This window comes from Sporolactobacillus pectinivorans, from assembly GCF_002802965.1.
GTDB classification, from domain to species: domain Bacteria; phylum Bacillota; class Bacilli; order Bacillales; family Sporolactobacillaceae; genus Sporolactobacillus; species Sporolactobacillus pectinivorans.
In genome coordinates this window covers 1,747,841-1,768,006 of the sequence record NZ_NXGA01000001.1, presented here as the reverse complement: position 1 = coordinate 1,768,006, position 20,166 = coordinate 1,747,841, and the positions used below count along the sequence as shown (strand labels likewise).

18 protein-coding genes are annotated in these 20,166 nt (G+C 44.5%); 5 read left to right on the top strand and 13 right to left on the bottom strand.

Features of this window, described 5'->3' with window-relative positions:
* Positions 1-39 precede the first annotated feature (39 nt).
* The 3 genes from COP04_RS08425 to COP04_RS08415 all read right to left on the bottom strand — a co-directional run bounded on the left by COP04_RS08425 (position 40) and on the right by COP04_RS08415 (position 3,281).
* Positions 40-1,017, bottom strand: coding sequence for an alpha-ketoacid dehydrogenase subunit beta (locus COP04_RS08425; RefSeq protein WP_100487563.1), 978 nt, complete (start codon positions 1,015-1,017; stop codon positions 40-42).
* On the bottom strand, positions 1,017-2,105 hold the full coding sequence (gene pdhA, locus COP04_RS08420) for a pyruvate dehydrogenase (acetyl-transferring) E1 component subunit alpha (RefSeq protein WP_100487562.1): 1,089 nt from the start codon (positions 2,103-2,105) through the stop codon (positions 1,017-1,019). Before pdhA ends, COP04_RS08425 begins: the two co-directional genes overlap by 1 nt.
* 387 nt (positions 2,106-2,492) lie before the next feature.
* Entirely contained in the window at positions 2,493-3,281 is a 789-nt protein-coding gene (locus COP04_RS08415) for a Cof-type HAD-IIB family hydrolase (protein ID WP_100487561.1), read from the bottom strand.
* A gap of 241 nt (positions 3,282-3,522) precedes the next feature.
* Between COP04_RS08415 and COP04_RS08410 the strand changes: the two genes are divergently transcribed.
* Both COP04_RS08410 and rnjA read left to right on the top strand, forming a co-directional pair.
* The gene (locus COP04_RS08410) at positions 3,523-3,732 is read left to right on the top strand and encodes a DNA-dependent RNA polymerase subunit epsilon (protein WP_100487560.1); all 210 of its coding nucleotides are present in this window, start codon (positions 3,523-3,525) and stop codon (positions 3,730-3,732) included.
* 4 nt (positions 3,733-3,736) lie between these two features.
* Positions 3,737-5,443 (top strand): ribonuclease J1, encoded by a 1,707-nt coding sequence (gene rnjA / locus COP04_RS08405; protein ID WP_100487559.1) that lies wholly within the window; start codon positions 3,737-3,739, stop codon positions 5,441-5,443.
* Between the two features lie 454 nt (positions 5,444-5,897).
* On the opposite strand, the gene COP04_RS08400 is transcribed toward rnjA, so the two are convergent.
* The 6 genes from COP04_RS08400 to dapD all read right to left on the bottom strand — a co-directional run bounded on the left by COP04_RS08400 (position 5,898) and on the right by dapD (position 13,723).
* Positions 5,898-6,923 (bottom strand): cytochrome d ubiquinol oxidase subunit II, encoded by a 1,026-nt coding sequence (locus tag COP04_RS08400; protein WP_100487558.1) that lies wholly within the window; start codon positions 6,921-6,923, stop codon positions 5,898-5,900.
* A gap of 41 nt (positions 6,924-6,964) precedes the next feature.
* Entirely contained in the window at positions 6,965-8,776 is a 1,812-nt protein-coding gene (locus tag COP04_RS08395) for an ABC transporter ATP-binding protein (protein WP_100487557.1), read from the bottom strand.
* Positions 8,758-10,545, bottom strand: coding sequence for an ABC transporter ATP-binding protein (locus COP04_RS08390; protein ID WP_100487556.1), 1,788 nt, complete (start codon positions 10,543-10,545; stop codon positions 8,758-8,760). Before COP04_RS08390 ends, COP04_RS08395 begins: the two co-directional genes overlap by 19 nt.
* Positions 10,546-10,995: 450 nt before the next feature.
* Complete coding sequence (locus tag COP04_RS08385) at positions 10,996-11,544, bottom strand: peroxiredoxin (RefSeq protein ID WP_100487555.1); 549 nt, start codon at positions 11,542-11,544, stop codon at positions 10,996-10,998.
* A 320-nt stretch (positions 11,545-11,864) separates the two neighbouring features.
* A complete protein-coding gene (locus COP04_RS08380; RefSeq protein WP_100487554.1) occupies positions 11,865-12,974 on the bottom strand; it encodes an N-acetyldiaminopimelate deacetylase in 1,110 nt (369 codons plus the stop codon).
* A gap of 38 nt (positions 12,975-13,012) precedes the next feature.
* A complete protein-coding gene (gene dapD / locus COP04_RS08375; protein WP_100487553.1) occupies positions 13,013-13,723 on the bottom strand; it encodes a 2,3,4,5-tetrahydropyridine-2,6-dicarboxylate N-acetyltransferase in 711 nt (236 codons plus the stop codon).
* Between the two features lie 360 nt (positions 13,724-14,083).
* Between dapD and COP04_RS08370 the strand changes: the two genes are divergently transcribed.
* Positions 14,084-14,278 (top strand): aspartyl-phosphate phosphatase Spo0E family protein, encoded by a 195-nt coding sequence (locus COP04_RS08370; protein ID WP_100487552.1) that lies wholly within the window; start codon positions 14,084-14,086, stop codon positions 14,276-14,278.
* A 218-nt stretch (positions 14,279-14,496) separates the two neighbouring features.
* Here the strand turns inward: COP04_RS08370 and COP04_RS08365 are convergent, their stop codons facing one another.
* Both COP04_RS08365 and COP04_RS08360 read right to left on the bottom strand, forming a co-directional pair.
* Positions 14,497-15,504, bottom strand: a complete 1,008-nt coding sequence (locus COP04_RS08365; RefSeq protein ID WP_100487551.1) for an inorganic phosphate transporter — start codon at positions 15,502-15,504, stop codon at positions 14,497-14,499.
* A gap of 65 nt (positions 15,505-15,569) precedes the next feature.
* On the bottom strand, positions 15,570-16,214 hold the full coding sequence (locus COP04_RS08360; protein ID WP_420852741.1) for a DUF47 domain-containing protein: 645 nt from the start codon (positions 16,212-16,214) through the stop codon (positions 15,570-15,572).
* Positions 16,215-16,451: 237 nt separating this feature from the next.
* On the opposite strand from COP04_RS08360, the gene COP04_RS08355 reads away from it, so the two are divergent.
* Both COP04_RS08355 and COP04_RS08350 read left to right on the top strand, forming a co-directional pair.
* Positions 16,452-17,732, top strand: coding sequence for an MFS transporter (locus COP04_RS08355; protein WP_100487549.1), 1,281 nt, complete (start codon positions 16,452-16,454; stop codon positions 17,730-17,732).
* 56 nt (positions 17,733-17,788) lie between these two features.
* Positions 17,789-18,406, top strand: coding sequence for a TetR family transcriptional regulator (locus COP04_RS08350; RefSeq protein WP_100487548.1), 618 nt, complete (start codon positions 17,789-17,791; stop codon positions 18,404-18,406).
* A gap of 30 nt (positions 18,407-18,436) precedes the next feature.
* Here COP04_RS08350 and COP04_RS08345 read toward each other — a convergent pair whose 3' ends face one another.
* Together COP04_RS08345 and COP04_RS08340 are read right to left on the bottom strand one after the other, a co-directional pair.
* Positions 18,437-19,072, bottom strand: a complete 636-nt coding sequence (locus COP04_RS08345; RefSeq protein ID WP_100487547.1) for a response regulator transcription factor — start codon at positions 19,070-19,072, stop codon at positions 18,437-18,439.
* Positions 19,050-20,159 (bottom strand): sensor histidine kinase, encoded by a 1,110-nt coding sequence (locus tag COP04_RS08340; RefSeq protein ID WP_100487546.1) that lies wholly within the window; start codon positions 20,157-20,159, stop codon positions 19,050-19,052. Before COP04_RS08340 ends, COP04_RS08345 begins: the two co-directional genes overlap by 23 nt.
* Positions 20,160-20,166 lie beyond the last annotated feature (7 nt).

Genomic DNA, 20,166 nt, shown 5'->3' with positions numbered 1-20,166 from the left:
CTTACCTCCTTCAGTTTAAAACTTTTCTCTCTTTCATAATTAAAATGCTGTTACTTCCTCGACTTTTTCAATAATATCTTTTTCATTTGGAAGCCAGACATCTTCTGCTGCTGCAAATGGAAAAACGGTATCCGGGGCAGTGACCCTGCCAACCGGCGCATCAAGATAAAGCAATGCACGGTCATTAATTTCCGCTATGACATGAGCAGCGATCCCCGCCTGTTTCTGTGCTTCCTGAATAACTACCGCGCGTCCCGTTTTCTTTATAGATTGAGTGATTGTTTCAGTGTCAAGCGGACTGATCGTTCTGAGGTCAATGACTTCCGCATCAATTCCTTCGTCTTTCAACTGTTCGGCCGCTTTGAGTGCCGCCCTGACCATCGCCCCGTAAGTAATCAGTGTAATAGAGCTTCCTTCCCGAACGACCTTGGCCTTGCCGATTTCCACTGTATACTCTCCTTCAGGTACCTCATCCCTGAATGAACGGTAAAGTTTCATATGTTCCAGGAAAAGAACGGGATCATTATCTCGGATTGCAGAAATGAGCAGCCCTTTTGCATCATATGGATTGGAAGGGATGACCACCTTCAAACCAGGGCATTCATAAAATAGTCCTTCCAGATTGTCAGAATGGAGTTCCGGTGTTTTGACTCCGCCCCCAAATGGAGAACGGATGGTTACCGGAGCCTGATAAACACCACCCGAGCGATAACGGAGCCTCGCCATCTGAGACACAATGCTGTCCATTGCTTCAAAAACAAAGCCGAAAAACTGGATTTCCATAACCGGCCTGAATTTTTGAAGAGCCAGACCTAACGCCAACCCTCCGATGCCGGATTCAGCAAGGGGTGTATCAAAAACGCGATCTTCACCAAATTCATCGTACAAGCCTTCTGTCGCCCGAAAAACGCCGCCGTTTTTGGCTACGTCCTCGCCAAAAACAAGCACATTCTCATCATTTTTCAGCTCTGTACGCATGGCATCTGTAATTGCCTGAATCATCGTCATCTGCACCATTACTTTCTCTCCTCCTTCTCGCTGTATTCCGCCAGTTGCTCTTCTATATTCGGAGTCGGGTGCTCATACATATTTTTAAGGAGATCCGTTACCTTCTGCTTCGGCACCTGATCTGCCTTTTTCAAAGCAGAAGCCACATCCTGCTTCGCTTCCTCAACTGTTTTCTCTTCATCTCCGGGTGACCAGAGAGAGAGATTTTCCAGAAAATTTCTAAACCGGACGAGTGGATCTTTCTTCTCCCATTCGTCGGTCAATTCCTTTGTGCGATATCTTGTCGGGTCGTCTCCTGCCATGGTATGCGGTCCATACCTGTATGTCAGCGTTTCAATCAAGGTAGGTCCCTCACCGGACACCGCGCGGTTACGCGCTTCCCTGGCAACGGAATAAACGGCCAGGGGATCCATGCCATCAACCTGAACGCCTTTGATTCCGGCAGCGGCAGCTTTTTGTGCCAGCGTTTTCGCAGCGGTCTGTTTTTCGACAGGCACAGAAATAGCAAAACGGTTGTTTTGGTTTATAAAAACTGCCGGCGCTTTAAATACACCCGCAAAATTCATCGCTTCATAAAAATCACCCTGGGATGTAGCACCATCGCCAAAATAAGTAAAAGCCACATTCTTCTTTCCTCTTTTTTTTAGGCCGAGCGCAATACCTGTAGCCTGGGTACACTGTGCGCCAATGATGATCTGAGGCATCACTGCGCGCACGTCTTCGGGAATCCTGCCCCCTCCAAAATGACCCCTTGAGTAAAGAAAAGCCTGATAAAGCGGTAAACCATGCCAGACCAGCTGGGGAATATCCCGATAGGATGGCAGCAGCCAGTCCTCTTTTTCCATCGCAAATTCACTTGCCAGCATGGATGCTTCCTGTCCGGCAACCGGGGCATAGAATCCCAGCCGGCCCTGTCTGTTAAGCGAAAGTGCCCGCTGATCCCAGATTCTCGTATAAACCATGCGCCGCATCAATTCGCGCATCTCATTAGCCGAAATATTCGGCATCGCCTGTTCATTAACCACATTTCCCTGCTCGTCAAGAATTCGGAAAGTTTCAAAATGATCTTCCATCTGTTCCATGTTTTTTGCAGGCATTTTTTTCACCTCTCCTTCAGAAATATGTTTCTCATCTCTGATCGTGTATTAAACATCACAAAAACGCTTTCATATCCTGAAAAGAAACCGTAAAAGCAACTTTTACGGCACCCCTGCCATTCAGGAACAAGCGCCCGCTCTTCTGTCTGCTTCAAGGCACAGGAGTCCGGTTGAGACACCCCGATCCTCGCTCGGGTATTAGCGGGACTATGATTAGAACCCAAGTTCAGTTTATAATACCCTGTTCAGCGAAGTCAAACGTAAGGCTTTCAGCGTTGTAAACGTTTCCATTTATTTATCATCAGCCTGCGCAGCAGGAAAATGGTTTCGGATCATCTTCTGTCGCTCTTCAAACGCAATAATAAAAGTAAAGCCGATCTTTTGATTTCAGATCAGCCCAAGTTCCTTTAGCCCATAATAAATGCCATCCCTGTCAACCGGAAGCGTGACCCTGTCCGCTGCCTGCTTGGCACGTTCCACCGCATTTCCCATAGCCACACCTGTCCCGACATAAGACAGCATTTCCACGTCATTGTTTCCATCCCCGAAAGCGCAGGCCTCGCCAGCTGACATATTTAGTTTTTCGAGTATTTTTTTTATTCCCTGAGCCTTCGATCCCGATTGGGGTATCACGTCAACCGCATTTTTATGCCAGCGGACATAGCGCAGTTTGTTAAGAGGCTCGCTATCCAAATAACCGGAGTCGTCCGCAGCAGAATAAAAAAGAAGTGCCTGGTAAATATCATGATTTCTGAAAAAATTGGGATCTTCATCCGGAAGAGGCAGATTAAGTTTCAGACTGTCCATACCTTCCAGAATGTCAGGAGCCATTTCCCCGTCAATTTTCATGGTTTCTTCATTAAGAAAAATAAGACGATTCCCCGCTTCCGATGACTGATGTTCCAGTTCTTCCAGCAGCACCTCGGGTATCGGTTTTTTATAGATCGGTTCATCCTGATCAACAACATAAGAACCATTGAAGCTGGCAAACGTGTGAATATCAAGATTTGTTCTCAGATCTTTAAACATAAACGGTGCGCGTCCTGTTGCAATCGCTGTAATGACACCTTTTTTCTGCAACGCCCTGACCGCTTCAGTTGTCGATTCCGGGACAGATTTATTTTGATCATACAATGTACTGTCAATATCAAAAAAAACAATTTTAATATCAGACACAGTGACCCTCCTCACCCATTGTAACCATCGCTTTTTTTTGCATACTACTTCATTATAACAGCCCGGGCAACTAAAAGGGTGAAGGTTGCATCCTGTATTTTTTGAGCGCTCCTGTGAAAAATAAAGCTGACCCCGGTATGAATTAAGTTCTTTTTACAGCGGCAAATGGGCTAAACAATGAAAAACCTTTCCATTTCATATATAATGGTATTTAGAATCTTTTTTGAGGGGAGCAAACGACATGGTATTCAAAGTATTGTTTCAAAAATCAAGGGACGAGGTTCCGGTACGGGAAAATACGGAAACTCTGTATCTTGAAGCAACGGATATACGCGATGTTCGTAAAAAACTGGGGGATAGACCTTATAATGTAGAGTTTATCCAGCCGCTGACCGGGAAATTTCTTGAGTACGAAAAGAAATCTGCCGAATTTAAATTGGAGAAGATATAATCATATGAAATTTGTTAAAAACCATCAAACTGCTGTGTTCTCTCTCGGCGGTCTGGGTGAAATCGGCAAGAATACTTATGCCGTTCAGTTTCAGGATGAAATCATTGTCATCGATGCCGGCATTAAATTCCCGGAAGACGATTTACTCGGCATTGATTACGTCATCCCGGATTACAGCTATCTTGTCAAAAATGCCGACAAGGTAAAGGGACTATTTATCACGCATGGTCACGAGGATCATATAGGCGGGGTTCCCTATCTGCTTCGGGCACTGAACGTTCCGATCTATGCCGGCAAACTTGCAGCCGCGCTAATTCGAAATAAACTGGAGGAACATAACCTTCTTCGCCAGACCGTTATCCATGAAATCACTGAGGACGATGTGATTAAGTTTCAAAAAACTTCAGTCAGCTTCTTCAGAACAACACACAGCATCCCGGATTCTTATGGGATTGTTGTAAAAACGCCACAAGGCAACATCGTTGAAACAGGTGATTATAAATTTGATTTCACTCCTGTTGGCGGTCAAATTGCCAATTTGACAAAAATGGCGGATATCGGCAAAGAAGGCGTGCTTTGCCTGATGTCTGACAGTACGAATGCTGAAATTCCCGGGTTTACAATGACTGAACGGGAGGTCGGCGAAAATATAAAGGATATTTTCCGCAAGGTAAATGCCCGGATCATTTTCGCAACATTCGCATCAAATATTCACAGACTGCAGCAGGTTGTTGACGCTGCAATTGATACAGGCAGGAAAATTGCTGTTTTTGGCCGAAGTATGGAGGCCTCGATCACAATCGGTGGAGATTTAGGATACGTTAACGCTCCTGAAGATACATTTGTCGATCACCAGGTGATCAATCATCTTCCGGATAATCAGGTCGTCATCCTGTGCACCGGCAGTCAGGGTGAACCGATGGCCGCTTTATCACGCATTGCCAACGGGACACATCGTCAGATTCAGGTACAGCCCGGAGACACAGTCATTTTTTCTTCGTCTCCGATCCCGGGCAATAAAGTCAGCATTAACCGCACCATCAACCAGCTGACCCGCGCCGGTGCAGAAGTCATCCATGGGAAATTGAGCAATATTCATACATCCGGCCATGGCGGTCAGGAAGAAGAGAAACTGATGCTCCGGCTTCTAAAGCCAAAGTTTTTCATGCCGATCCACGGAGAATACCGGATGTTGAAAAAACACGTTGAAACCGCACACGCCTGCGGAATACCTTACGATCATTCCTTCATCATGAGCATTGGCGATGTGCTTGCCCTCGACCAGAATCATGCAAGCGTCACCGGTAAGGTTTCATCCGGATCCGTTTACATTGACGGAAGCGGGGTCGGAGACATTGGAAATATCGTTTTGCGGGACCGGCGGATTCTTTCCGAAGAGGGACTCGTCATTGTCGTTGTCAGTGTCGATATGGAAGCCCACAAAATAATGGCGGGTCCAGATCTTATTTCACGCGGTTTTGTTTACATGCGCGAGTCAGGGGATCTAATCAGTGAGGCCCAGGAGTTGCTAAACAAGCATCTTCAGGAAGTTGTGCAGCGCGATGCACTGCAATGGTCGGAGATGAAAAACGAAATCAATGAGGTGCTTTCGCCATTTCTATATGAGAAAACGCGGCGCAAGCCGATGATCCTTCCGATCATTATGCAAGTTGACGAAAAATCAAATAAACGGGTTGGAAGCAGCAACTGACCATGTCATATCGAATGGGTTTCTGAAGAAGCATCATATCTGGACAACTCAGATCGATTCACAGAAAGCACCGGATAACATATACACATCCGGTGCTTTCTTTTTGCGATAGATGACACAGACCAAAAAATTCTTGATGATTATAATTTTCAAGAGTAAGCTGCTGTGGGAGACTGTTGGCAAAAAAGAAACTTAGCAGCGCCAATATAAATTGTTTCGACCCAATTAAATGCCTTTGTTCAATAAACAACCTACCAATACAGAGCAAAAACCTCCAAATTATCTTTGGAGGCAAAAAGTGGCACTATCATTTTAAAATCAGAAAAAGCAACATAAAAATTTATTTTTTTCTTTTTTTGACAGTTTATAAATTATAAAACCGATGCTAAACAGAATGGCTAGAAGTAATAAAATATTAAACAACTGCCAGATATAATTATACCCCTATTTGTCCTCATTTACTGTTGGATCGTTTGAAATCGGCATTGCGGCTGACCATGGAACTTTTGAACATCAAAACCGCAGCCACCGTCCCGAAAGACAAGATCAGCGCTACAAGGAGGAACCAGGGACGTCCTGCTTCCTGGGCGACTGCAGACGGAATTTGAATATCCGGATAAATGATATAAGGCAAATGCGATAAGCCGTAACCAAACAGTGCAAAAAAATACTGGGCCATTACCAATAAAAATGAAAAACCATACCAGCGTTTAAGAAAGATTAATGTCACTGCAAAAAGAAGACAAATCAAAGAAATCAGAAACATCCACGAATCATTTAATGTACGCATAAAATGATCCGGATTCTGCATTTCAAGACCGAGGAATACAAAACCGCTAGCCAGCACCGTCGGCATACTCCAGAAGAGAGCCTGTCCCCTCATTTTTTCGCTTAATGTTTCATTGCGTGAGGAACGCGCAAAAAAAGTCAGGAACATCGAACTGATATAGAAAATGCTGACAACAGTAATGATCATAACCGACCAGAAATAGATATTCGTGAATAGTTTTCCGACAAAAAAGATGACATTATCCATCCCGGGGCCGTCGAACCCCCCTTCACTGACCACCATGGAAATACTGAGCACAGGGGGAACCAGCAGACCTGATATTCCGTTTCCGGCAATGCAGATCCGATTCAGTCGGGAACTTTTTGGAAGCAATTCTGAAAGTGTAAAACACGTCCCCTTCAGAAGAATTAAAAGGACTGCAAGGATTCCCGAAAATGCAAGCTGTGTCTGATAGTTAAGAAAAATTTCAGGTGAAAGGCTTACCGCAGCGGCAAACAGTAAAACAAAACAGATATTAATAATTTCGGAGACCGGAGACAAATAGTCATGTATCGGGGCGAATGCTGATTCCTGATGACCGACCGCCTGTCCGTAAAAAAGATAAAAACTTGCCCCGAAATCTACTGAAGACAATATTAAATAACAATACATTAAAAACCATAAAAATAGCATTATCAATAATTCAGACATTGCGGCAATCCTCCCTGAACCTTTTCAACCCAGCAATCCATTCAGGATGCGCTGTCCAGCATATTATACTGGCTCAGCACAAGATCAAAGTATTTTCCACGCTGCTTCATGAGCTGATCGTGATTTCCCTGTTCTACAATATCCCCTTCGTTTAGAACAATGATATGATCGGCGTCACGGATCGTAGAAAGTCTGTGGGCAATAATAATTGATGTCCTTCCTTTAAGCAACTTTTTCAGTGCTGCCTGAATGGTCATTTCCGTTTCCGTGTCGATACTTGCAGTAGCTTCATCAAGAATCAGAATCTTCGGGTCTGAAAGCAGGGCGCGTGCAAAAGAAAGCAGCTGTCGTTCGCCGACAGACAGCACATTCCCGCGTTCTTCGACCTCTGTCTGATAACCATCAGGCAGTGCCTCAATAAATGAGCTGGCACCGATTGCCTCTGCTGCATGGATCACTTCCTGATCCGTGGCATCAGGTTTTCCAAAACGAATATTTTCCATAATCGTTCCCGAGAAAATATAAGTTTCCTGAATAACCGTGCCAACGCTTGAACGAAGTTCTCTCAGATTAATATCACGCACATCCACGTCATCAAATGATACTTTGCCGGATGTCACATCATAGAAACGGCTCACAAGGTTTGCGATGGTTGTTTTCCCTGAACCTGTATGCCCGACCAATGCCAAAGTCTCACCTGCCGGAACATGAAAGCTGACGCCCTTCAAAGCCTTGCGCGAGTCGTCGTAACTGAATGTAACATGCTCAAAATCAATGGTGCCGCGGATCTTTTCCATACTTACTGCATCCGGCTTATCCGGAACGGACGGTTTTTCATCAAGAAATTCAAAGATACGCTCAGAAGAAGCCATCGCGACGAGCAGTTGATTGTAAACCTGACCGAGCCGGGAGATCGGCCCCCAGAACATGCCCAAATAAAATGAAAATGAGACAAATGTGCCGATCTCGATTGAACCGCTGTGGATCAGATATGCACCGAACCAGATCAGGATGGCGGAACCCACGGCATTTGAAATGTCAACAAACGGCCGGAACAGCGCATTTTTTCTCGATGCCACTTTCCATGCCATAAAATTTTCAGTGTTCACACCCCTAAAATAAGCCATGTTTCCTTTTTCCTGGGTAAATGACTGAGTGACCCGTATGCCCTGAATACTTTCATTCAGATGGGAATTCAGTTTGGACATTTTCATCCGTACTTTTTGCCACGCTCTGCGGATGCTTCGCCTCAGTCTTGTAGAAATGAAGAACATCAGCGGGATAACAAGAAGGACAGCCACAGCCAAAGGCGGGCTCAGGACAAACAGAATAATAAAGATGCCAAACAGTGTAAAAAGATCCATCAAGGTATTAATAACTCCGTTGGTAAACAAATCCTGCATCGAATTGACATCATTAATGATGCGGACCAGAATAGATCCGGCTGAACGCGAGTCAAAAAAACGGTGAGAGAGGTACTGGATATGATTAAACAGGCTCTCACGGAGATCATGAATCACATACTGTCCGAGCTGATTGGTTGTTTTTATTCTGAACCAGTTGCTGACAAAAGATAACGCATAAAGACATGCTGTAATGCCGACCAGCCAATAAAGCAGATGGTAATTTTTCTTGGCGATTGCACTGTCAAAAGCATACACGCCAATGATGATCGGGACAATCAGCCGAATAATCGTTGAAACAAGCATTGCCGCCGCTGCTTTCGGGATCAACGTCTTTAAATAAGGCTTTAAATAGGCCAGCAGCCTGATGAGCTGAACCCAGTTAAATGGTTTTTCGATCACCCGGTCATCCGGATAATAAAAGCGTTCTTTTACAGACGGCTTTGCCATTGCGCGTCCTTCCCTTCCTTAGCTCTCTGCTTTTGAACCATGTCCCTGTCTTTATACTGAATATCGTAGATTCTGCAATAGATCCCGCCTAATCGAACCAATTCCTCGTGCGTGCCTCTCTCTGAAATTGAGCCATTTTCCAGAACAAGGATTTCATCAGCCATTTGAAGCGATGATATCCGATGAGCGATAATAAATGTTGTCCTGCCTTTCATCAATTCCCGGAAAGCGCGCTGTATCAGCCCTTCCGTTCGCATGTCAACCGCACTGGTCGCGTCGTCAAGAACCAAGATGCTTGGATTGATCAACAACGCCCGCGCGATTGAAATTCGCTGCTTCTGGCCGCCGGACAGACCCATTCCGCGCTCTCCAAGTACCGTGTCATAGCCATTGGGCATCTTGCTGATAAATTCATCGGCCTCAGCCCTTTTAGCGGCAAGAATTACATCCTCCATTGATGCATCCGGACGCCCGTACGCAATATTGTCGCGGATCGTCGATGAAAAAAGAAAATTTTCCTGAAGGACAAAGCCGATATTTTTTCTCAGTGTCTGCAGATCATACTCTTTAACCGAGTGGCCGTCTACACGTACTTCCCCGGATGTGACATCATAAAAACGTCCGATAAGCTGGGTTATGCTGGATTTGCCCGCGCCTGTTGCCCCCATCAGACCGATCACGCTGCCCGGTTTTGCCTCAAAAGAAATGTGCTGAAGCGATGGCTTCCTTTCATTCGGATATACGAGAGATACATCATCCAAGATGACATCTCCCAACAGGCTTTCAGGCTGAAAAGCATGAATCGGCGACTGAATGTCTTCTTTCTCATCCAGTACCTGAAGAAGCCGTTCTCCAGAAGCCTTGGATTGTGAAAAGGTATTGATAATAAAGCCCAGGTTCATCAGGGGATCCATGATATACCAGACAAGGCTGAAAAAAGCAACAAGTTCACCGGGGGCAATCCGGCCATTCATTACAAAAAGACCGCCAAGAGCAAGCAAAATGACGACACTGACATCTCCGACCAGTTCCATCAGCGGAAAATATTTAGCCCAGATATCCGCTGTAATCAGGTTGCGATCCTGATACGTATCATTTGTCTCTGCGAATCGGCCGATTTCAAAGTTTTCACGTGCCAAAGACTTGATTGTACTCATCCCGCTGATATTTTCCTGAACCCGAGTATTCATGCCGGCAAGAGACAGCCTGATTCTTCTGAATGCGGGATGGACCCGCTTATCGAAACGGAAAACGGCCACACACAAAAATGGCGTCATCGCCAGGGTGACAAGAGCGAGCTCCCATGAATAATAAAACATGAGTACCAGGCTGAATCCAACCAAAACAGCAAAGTTGATCAGCTGCGTCATGCCGGCAGAAAGAAAAAAGCGGAAACCTTCCACATCTGCTGTCAGCCTGGACATCAGATCCCCCGTCTTGGCATTGTCATAGTAGCGGTAAGGCAGATATTGTAATTTTTTATACAGAGCCTGGCGCAGTCTGAAGACTGAGCTAACGCCAAACATATCCCCCCAATACTGGCTAAAATAACTCGAAACACCTTTAAAAATCATAATTAAAACAAATCCGATTGAAAGGTAAGGAATAAGCTGAAGCTGGTTATGAATAATGGCTCTATCAATGGTCAGTGCCAGCACTACCGGATAAGCAACGGTAATACCGCTTGCGAGAATAAGGAAAAAGACAGATCCCAGCAAATACTTACGATCAGGCCAGTAAAATTGTTTAAGTCTTCTGAAAATGTCCATGAATATTGAGCAGCCTCCTTCATCCTGCAGTCAGGAGCATTGAGCAAAACCACTCATTCGCTCCCTATGTATCTCTTGTTTCTTAAAAAGTCCAATACATTCCATTTTATCAGAATTAAAACACACAACAAGTGATTTGCCTGAAATGGAAAAAAAAGTCAGAGGATATTCTTAATTTATAAGCTGTTTGATAGAGGTCCAACACTCCATCTTTAGGAACGATTTCAGTCATTTAAGATTACCATAATCGCATTGGGAGCAATTTTTTCCTTGTCAGGATTGACTTCGGTTCAGCTAGGTTCTACTCCGAAAATAAAAAAGAAAACTTGGTAAAGCCAAGCCGCTAAGGTTTTATACTTATAGTATAAAGTAGTATAAAGAAAAACGGTGCCTAAAACAGACACCGTTTACGTTCATTATAATGTGAATTAAATGGAATATCTCTGAAGATCAGACATGCAGTGTTTCATCACCCGGGTGCCAGTTTGCAGGGCACAGACCGCCGGATTGCAGTGCCTGAAGGACACGCAGTGTTTCGTCAACATCACGTCCGATATTATTGTCATTGACTACAGAATAACGAAGTTCTCCTTCCGGATTAATGATAAACAGGCCGCGGAGCGCAACCCCTTCTTCTGGAATAAGAACGCCGTATTTTTCTGCAACTTCATGAGTATGGTCGGCAGCAAGGCGGAAATTGATTTTCCCGATGCCGCCCTCTCTTCTTGAAGTCTTCATCCATGCCTGATGAGTATAAATCGTGTCACAGGAGCAGCCAACAATATCTGCATTCAATTCTGTAAATTCATCGTTGCGATCGCTGAACGCAGTAATTTCAGTTGGGCACACAAACGTAAAATCCATCGGATAGAAGAAAAAGATTGTCCATTTTCCTGCCTTTATATTTTCTTCCAGACTTGCCTTGCCAAAAGACCCGTCTGCGTTGACACAATCAAGTTCGAAAAGAGGAGCTTTTGCACTTACAAGACGTTCTACCATTTTTGAAAAACCTCCTAGATTTTTAGTATGCCTCACGATCTCATGAGGAAATATAATTATTATAATGCTAGTATATTTTTTAGTCAATATTAAATAATAATTAATTTAAATAATGAATCGTCTTATCCATGCAATAGAATGATAGACATTTAATTGTGTACGATTATCAATTAAAAACTAAATTATCGAATACAGCAGTTTTCCTTTATCTTAGCATTCCCGGATCAATAATTCTAAAAAACCACCTCATAGCAAATAAAGCCGAATTGAAAGTTTTCACTGACAATCCGGCCCATTGAGACTTTTTAAATTGGAAAATTTCAGATCCCTTTCATCAAATATTCACTGACCACGCGGACGCCCTGCGCAAGTGCCGCTTCATCCGGCCTGAAATCAGCGGAATGCAGCCCGGAGGTATTGCCGACGCCGAGCCAGAACATAAAGCCCGGTATATCTTTCAGAAAATAACCGAAATCTTCGCCGGTCATGGCGTCGCCGCAGATCACATAAGGAAAAGCATGATCTTTGCAAAACTCAATAAAGGGATCGATGTACTCTTTGTGATTGAATACCTGATAATAATTCGCACCGTAATCAATATTGGCTTTACAGTGATAAGCCACTTCTGTTGCCTGTACGTGCCGTTCAATATCGTCTTTGATCAGCGCCATCGTCTTCTGATCCAGTGTCCGGATAGTCCCCTCAACTCTCGCGCGTTCGGCAATGATATTTTGTTTCGTCCCGCCGCTCATTTTTCCTATCGTCAGCACCGCCGAATTCAGCGGACTGACCCGTCTTGCAACAATGCTCTGTATGCCGATGACGAAATTGCAGGCAGCAACAATGGAATCGTAAGTCAGTTGCGGATACGCTGCATGTCCGCCCTTCCCGGTAAAATCAATGAACAGTTCAGATGTATTGGCGAAAAGAATGCCTTCCTTTGTGCCAACGGTCCCGGAAGGAAATTCCGGTGACACATGAAGTGCAAAAATAAAGTCTGGTTTCCATGCCTTGAATTCCGAGCTTTTCATCATCGGAATCGCACCGCCAGGGCCTTCCTCAGCCGGTTGAAAAATAAAAACCACATCGTCTCTAAGCGGATGAGCCGCAACTTTTTCCAGTGCGCCGAGTGCGACTGTCATATGAAAATCATGACCGCAGGCGTGCATCTTCCCCGCATGCTCCGAAGCAAAAGGATAACCGGTTTTTTCTTCCACCGGAAGTGCATCAATGTCCGTCCGGAACCCGATGGTCCGCGAAGGTTCGGTTCCTGAAATCTTCACGAGCAATCCGGTTCTCCATTTTTTCATTTGAAGATGTTCCTGTGGCATCTTTTGAATCTGGTCAAGCAAAAAAGCCTGTGTTTTAACTTCCTCAAAGCCTATTTCCGGAATCCTGTGCAACGCCCGTCTGATTGCTATGTAATCCATTAGCCTGTCCCCTCTGTTCGTTGCTTACTATTCAATGATCAGATCTGGCGAAGTGCCTGCATGATTTCGGTTTTCGAACGCGTTTTTGAATCTATAGACTTAATCACTCTCGCGGGAGCACCGACAACCACGGTTTCTGCCGGAACATCCTGAGTCACAATGGCACCCGCGGCAACGACCGCCCCCTGACCAATGTGTACCCCTTCAAGAACAACCGCATTCGCACCAACAAGCACATTATCTTCAACAACTACCGGTTTTGCAGAAGGCGGTTCAACAACTCCGGCGAGGACTGCTCCCGCACCGATATGGCAGTTTTTTCCTACCGTAGCGCGCCCGCCAAGCACCGCATTCATATCAATCATCGTGCCTTCACCGACAACTGCGCCAATATTGATTACCGCGCCCATCATGATGACCGCTTTTTCCCCGATTTGAACTTTTTCGCGAATCAATGCGCCAGGCTCAATCCGTGCGCCAATATTTTTAAGATCCAGAAGCGGTACCGCAGAATTTCTGCGATCATTTTCAATGATAAAATCTTCTATTTTACTTTTGTTTTCTTCGATAATCGCTTCAACGGTTGCCCAATCACCAAAAATTGTTCCTGACGATCCGCTGATAAACGTGTGAACGTCTTTCCCGAAATCGACAGCGTCAAGATCCCCTTTTATATAAACCTTAACCGGTGTCTTCTTATTGCTGTTTTGCAAAAAAGAAATAATTTCATTTGCGTCCATCTCTTTCATTGTTTAGCCTCCTCAAGGTTACATTAAGGACATCTTATCTAACTTTTTCAAAAAAGTCTATGGTGGCGCGATTAATCATTCTCAGTAACTAGGAATTATGAATCATTATCTCACTATTAAAATTGTTTTTGCTCACTATTTGATCGCTGTCCTCTTCTATCAGACGGCTACAATTGTTTAAATTATGTAAAGGCTCATGGGGCATTTGCCTTAAAGCTCAGATTGATCTACTTCACTGGTAAAGCATGGTGTCAACATTTTTTAATTATTATACTTTTTTATAGTGAAAAAAAATGGGGCATGCTATAATACAATTATTAAATTTCAATAATAAAGATAAGTGGAGGTGAAACAAACCAAATGTACCGTTTTTCAGCGGTAAATAAGGCCCAGGAAAAAATGATTATACAATCCGAGGAACTTGAAAAAAAACGCAAACAGTTGTTTTTTACAGCCCGAATGTACGGGATGTCTGCAGAGGAAACGTTGCAATGCAGTCGGGAACTTGACCATATGATTGTTGAGATCCAGTCTGCTCACATTCCTTTTGCCTGACCGTTGCTTAAGGCGTTTGAATGCAGGATTTGGTCTTACAAAAAGTAAACGTTTTAACCGTGATTAACACCGTGATTATAAATTTGGCAAATATCCGCCATCAGGTCGTTAGCCTGTTGCGTATTAATAGATCGGCCCTTTCCTGGAGCTCAATACCGGAAAGGGCCCTTTCTGAAATTTCCCCAATCCCATTTTCTTCCTCAAAACCAGTGAACAAATCATAAAATCAGACTTAAAAACTTAAATATAAAGAAGGAGAAGAAAGCGGTCATCGGAAGGGTGATTATCCAGGTCATAACAATATTCATCGCCACGCTCCAGTTAACGCCCCTGACCCGTTCCGCAGCTCCGACACCAAGAATAGAGGAAGTAATGACATGTGTCGTACTTACCGGAAAATGAATAAAAGTGAAGCCGAAAATTATTGTGGCCGACGAAAGATCCGCGGCGGCGCCATTGATCGGTTCAATCTTCATTATTTTACTGCCCACTGTTTTAATGATACGCCATCCGCCCACTGAAGTCCCCATCGCCATAGCAATACCTGAAGTAATCCGAACCCACATCGGAATTTCCACTTGATCAAGATATTTTGATGCAACAAGGGCCATTGTAATGATGCCCATCGTTTTTTGCGCATCATTTGTTCCGTGTGCAAAAGACTGCAAAGCTGCAGTAAATACTTGAAACAGCCGAAACCGTCTGTTTGTTTTGATCAGTGAGAAATTATGAAAAAGCAGTGTCAGCAATTTCATGATGATGAAACCTAGAGTCATGGCAGCAATCGGTGAGAAAATCAAAGCTTCAAAAATATCAGTAAAACCTTTGTAATTAAGTGCACCGAAACCTAGTCCGGATATGCCGGCCCCTGCCAGTGACCCAATAATCGCGTGAGACGAGCTGCTCGGAATCCCAAACACCCAAGTTCCCAGATTCCAGAGCACGGCAGTAATCAAAGCCGCCATGACAATGATCAGTCCCTTTGTCTCATCGTGAATCGTAAACGGATCAATAACGCCCTTGGTTATTGTCTGCGCTACTCCGGTAAACGTGATTGCTCCGAGAAAGTTCATTGAACTTGCCAGGATGATCGCCGCCAGCGGCCGGAGCGCTCGTGTAGAAACAGAAGTAGCAATCGTATTTGCCGTGTCGTGAAAACCGTTGATAAAATCAAACATAAAGGCAATAAATACGATCATCAGTGTTAAGGCGAACAGACTTTCCATTGTAAAAAAATCCTTTCCGAATCAAAACTGTTATGGATTGTGATCAGATGGACTCCAAGTTTACGTTACGCATTTCTCATAATAATGGTTTCCAAAGTGTCGGCTACATCTTCGCAGCTGTCCGCCACACTTTCCAGCATCTCGTAAAGTTCCTTATATTTAATAATCTTGATCGCATCCTTCTCATTCTTGAAAAGGCTCGTGATGCACTTGATCAAGAGATCATCACACTCAGTTTCATAATCGTTGATTTTGATCACATTGTTCCGGATGCTGGTCAGTTTTTTCTTGCTCAGCATCGTGATCGCCTGAGCGATTTCTTTCGATGACTCATAGAGATAACCGACAAATTCAGCCATATACTCATCTGTATGGGTTAAGCCATATATTTCAAGCCTCATCGACCATTCCTCAAAACCGTCCAGGACGCTATCCATTTTCATCGCGAGTTCCAGAATATCCTCGCGCTGCAATGGCGTCACAAACGTCTTGTTAAGGGAAATAATCAATTCATGGATGTAGGAATCGCCCTTCCGTTCATAGCCCTTCATTTTTCCAGAAAACTCATGAAGGTCAGCCTCATTTTTGATTTTGGATTCGACAAAGAACCTGGAAGCTTCCTCCAGATTTAATGAAATCATCGAAAGCATATTCAAAAACTTGTCATTTTTCGACAAAAAGTGCACAAAAGTCCACCTCTCCAAATTCATATTGAAAACAGTCTATCTAATCACGCGCAGCCGCGAATTAAAAGTATGTTTACGAAAAACCCATTTTTAATTTTAACAGAACATGAACGATTTACAATCTCTTTTAATCTTCTTTTCAAGTCCTTAACAAAATGCATCGACAAATATTGCACTAAAAAACTTTTAGCCATTGAAAATGACAGCTGTGTCGTTTACAATAACGACATGGTTGTCATTTTAAAAAGAGGGGATTCGAAGATGTCTGCAAATTTTTGGATGCTGCTATCCGGGCGTGTACTCAGCAATACAGGTGCCTGTTTTTACAACGTTTCGATGATCTGGCTTATTTATCACGTGACTCACAATACGTTTTATACCGGCCTTACCGGTTTTCTGGTCCTGATGCCGATGATGCTGCAGTTCCTCGTCGGTCCACTAATTGAGAAATTTAATAAGAAATATTTACTGATTGCAACCGAAGTTGGGCAAATAATGACCGTCATCATCGCTTTCCTGTTGTACAGTACCGTTTGGCACAGCGTCTGGTCACTGATGTTTCTCACGCCGGTTGTGGCCATTCTGACCATGTTCAGTAATCCGGCAGAGATGACCCTTATCCCTGAGTTCGTAAACGAGGGTAAGTATTCAGCTGCCAATTCGCTGATGAATGTTACCTATCAGACACTGACTATTGTTTTTACAAGCCTTGTCGGTGTCCTGCTTATCTATTTTAATCCTCTGGTCCTTTACATCCTGTCCACTACCTTTAATATAGGGGCCGTTATTCTCTTTTTTACCATGCGGCTCTCAGGGCGGCTCTCAGGGCGGCTCTCAGGGAAGAAAAGAAAAGTGGATAACCTGTCGCACCGCAAAACCATTCGGTTAATGTTTTCAGAATATGGGCAATCATTGGTCAACGGAATTCGGAAAGTCCGAAAGTTCTTTATCCTAAAGTTTTTGCCGACAACAATTATCGCCAATTTTGTATTTGGCATGCTGAGTGCCGTTCTGCCCGCATACGCTACCCAAAGAGGCGGCAGCCAGTGGTACGGGATCTATCAGTCTGCCGATACGATGGGCATTCTCATTGGAGCTATACTCGCTCCGGTCTTGCAAAAAGTTCCATTAGGTAAAATCACAATTTGTGGGGGGTTATTTAGTTGTTTCTGCTGGACCATGTCATTTTTTTCAGACAACAACTATCTGTCCGTTACACTTTATACAGCGAGTCTTCTTTTTAACGGAATAACGAATATCTTATTGGTATCCGGCATGCAGCGAGCTGTTCCTAAAGAAGATCTTGCACAATTTTTCACAATACTGACCAGTTTTGGGGGTTTTGCCATACCCTTTGGTTCTTTAGCTGGTGGTCAGGTCGCTCAACTCTGGGGCATTGTACCCGTTTTTATCAGCATTGGCATATCCTATCTGCTCATCTCTGTCTATTGGCTTACTCAAAGCATTCTGCGTCAGATGCCTGCAGTTGACAAATTAGGGAGCGGGGCCTATAGCGTTTATTCAAAGTCTTCCTCTGAATGACAGGATGAAGAATGCTCCGTTCACATGTTATACTGTTGATGAATGGAGTGAACAGGATGCCTAAAGTGACCAAGGAGCATTTGCTCAAGAGACGAATGCAGATACTTGAAGCCGCAAAAACTGTTTTCTGCCGAAAGGGTTTTGAGCCGGCGACGATGCAGGATGTGGTTGATGCTTCCGGCATGAGCCGCGGCGGCGTTTATCAGTACTTTTCGAGCACAGAAGAAATGATGCGCGCACTGCTTGCCGAAAGTGATCAGACATTTGAGCAGTTTATCGACTCATTGATAAAAAAACATAAGAGGCTCTGGGCAGTACTTGAAGAGTATTTGGAGGATCTTGAAGGAGGGGCCGAGAATTCCTTTACCCTGGTCGTTTTGGAGTATTTCGTTTCGGGCTGGCGGACAGAGGAAAGGAAACGCTACTTACGCAAACGCTATGAAAAAGCAAATGTTATTATTATCCGCATATTTGAGGAGGGAGTTAAGCGCGGCGAATTTTTTCCCGTACAGCCTATTGAAGCGATCACTCAATTTGTGATGAACGTGAACGATGGCGTATTGATAGAATCGGTGTTGCTGAACGATCAAACGGTCGGGGTCAGCAATCAGATTTCTGCATTGAAAATGTATTTAAAGCAGGCACTCGGTGTCAAAGACCAGGAAGGCAGCTGATAATGCCTTATCAGCCGCCTCTTTTTCCTGTTAATGTTTCATGTAATAGACGGCCAGCTGTGTCCGCGTTCGAAGTTCCAGCTTTTCCAGCATCCGCGTGACGTTGTTTCTAATAGTCCCTTCGCTCAGAAACAGGCGCCCGGCTATTTCCCGGTTGGAGTGACCCTGGGCGATCAGGGCGAGAATTTCTTTTTCGCGATGAGTTAGATGTGCATTCCATTCGGCAGGGCGGGCTGATGTATCAGACTCACTGCCGAGCATTGCGGATAATTTCTCGGCCACTTCTCCGCTCATGACAACGCTGCCCTTGTATGCTGTCCGCAATGTGGCGATAATTGAGTCAGCCGGCTGACTCTTGAGCAGATAACCCGCGGCGCCATCTTTCATTGCCTGTTTGATATAGGCATCATCTTTGAAAGTCGTCAGCATAATGATTTTCAGGTCCGGCCATCTCTTTTTAAGCTCGGTGGCGCATCGGACACCATCCATGACTGGCATCCTGATATCCATCAATACAAGGTCTGGACGGTCATTTACCAGGCAAAATTGCAGCGCTTCTTCACCATCGCTGCATGTTCCGACAACTTCCATATCGTCTTCCAGATCAATGATCAGTTTCAGGCTGTCGCGAATCAGTGCATCATCATCCACGATGAGCAGTCGCAAATAATCCACCTTCTTCCCTAATCAGTGGAAGCACGCAGACAATAGTGAAACCGGAACGGCCGTCGATTGTCAGGCTGCCACCCATATTTTTTACCCTTTCTTGCATTCCCGATAAACCGAGATGATGATTCAGTACAGGCGCCCCATTCCCGTTGTCATGGATAAAAAGCCGTATGAAACGAAGATTCTTCGTCAGCTCAACGGTCACTTTTGTTGCCCCTGAATGTTTAAAAACATTGGTCAGTGCTTCCCGCACATTAGCTTCCAGCACCTGCCACTGGGCAGCCGAAACACCTTCCATATGCTGCGGATATGCAAACGACATTTCGCAATAATTGAAAGAATCAACCAGTTCCCGGATCACCTCCAGGCCCGTTTTGCTTTTCGGAACAAGATCATGAGCTGTATCATGCACCATGATGAGCGTGCCGGAAAGTTCGGCAATCGTTTGGGTAACTAGTTCTTCAAATTTTTTTGGGTTTTTCGTTCTGATCTTATATGCTGCCTGAAGCTGGAGGTACAGTCCCGCGATTCGGTGGCCGACTGTATCATGCAGTTCCCGGGCAATCCGGTTCCGTTCTTTCAATTCCGTTAGGTGAATATTTTCCTCTGCCTGTTTCTGCAGCAGCAGTCTTGATTTTTCAAGTTCATAAATATAGTGCCTCTCCTCATCTGTCACTTTTCTGAACCGGTCTTCCGCCATCTGCAGCCGGTTCATCAAAACAGTGAGGTATAGACAGACGGCCAAATAAAGAAGATAAAGAAAGATTTGCTGCATATTCAGGAAAAACAGAGCCGGAACAGTTAGAAAAGCAAGGTGTAATGGCAGGCGCTTCATGCTTTTCAAACTGTCAGTCAGGAGGAGCGCCCACGCTGCAATGAAAACGGAGCGGTCAAAACATGCGATCAGAACGAGCCCCCATTCCGCTTGCACCATCAATTTTGTCCGGATATATCTGGTTTTCAATACATCAAAAATGACGAGCGACAGGAAACACACCACTTCCAGAGAAGACAGTGCGCCCTTGCCGGCCGTCAGTAGATATCCGACCAATCCAAAGATTAGAACCCGATAAATATAGAACATGGGTGCC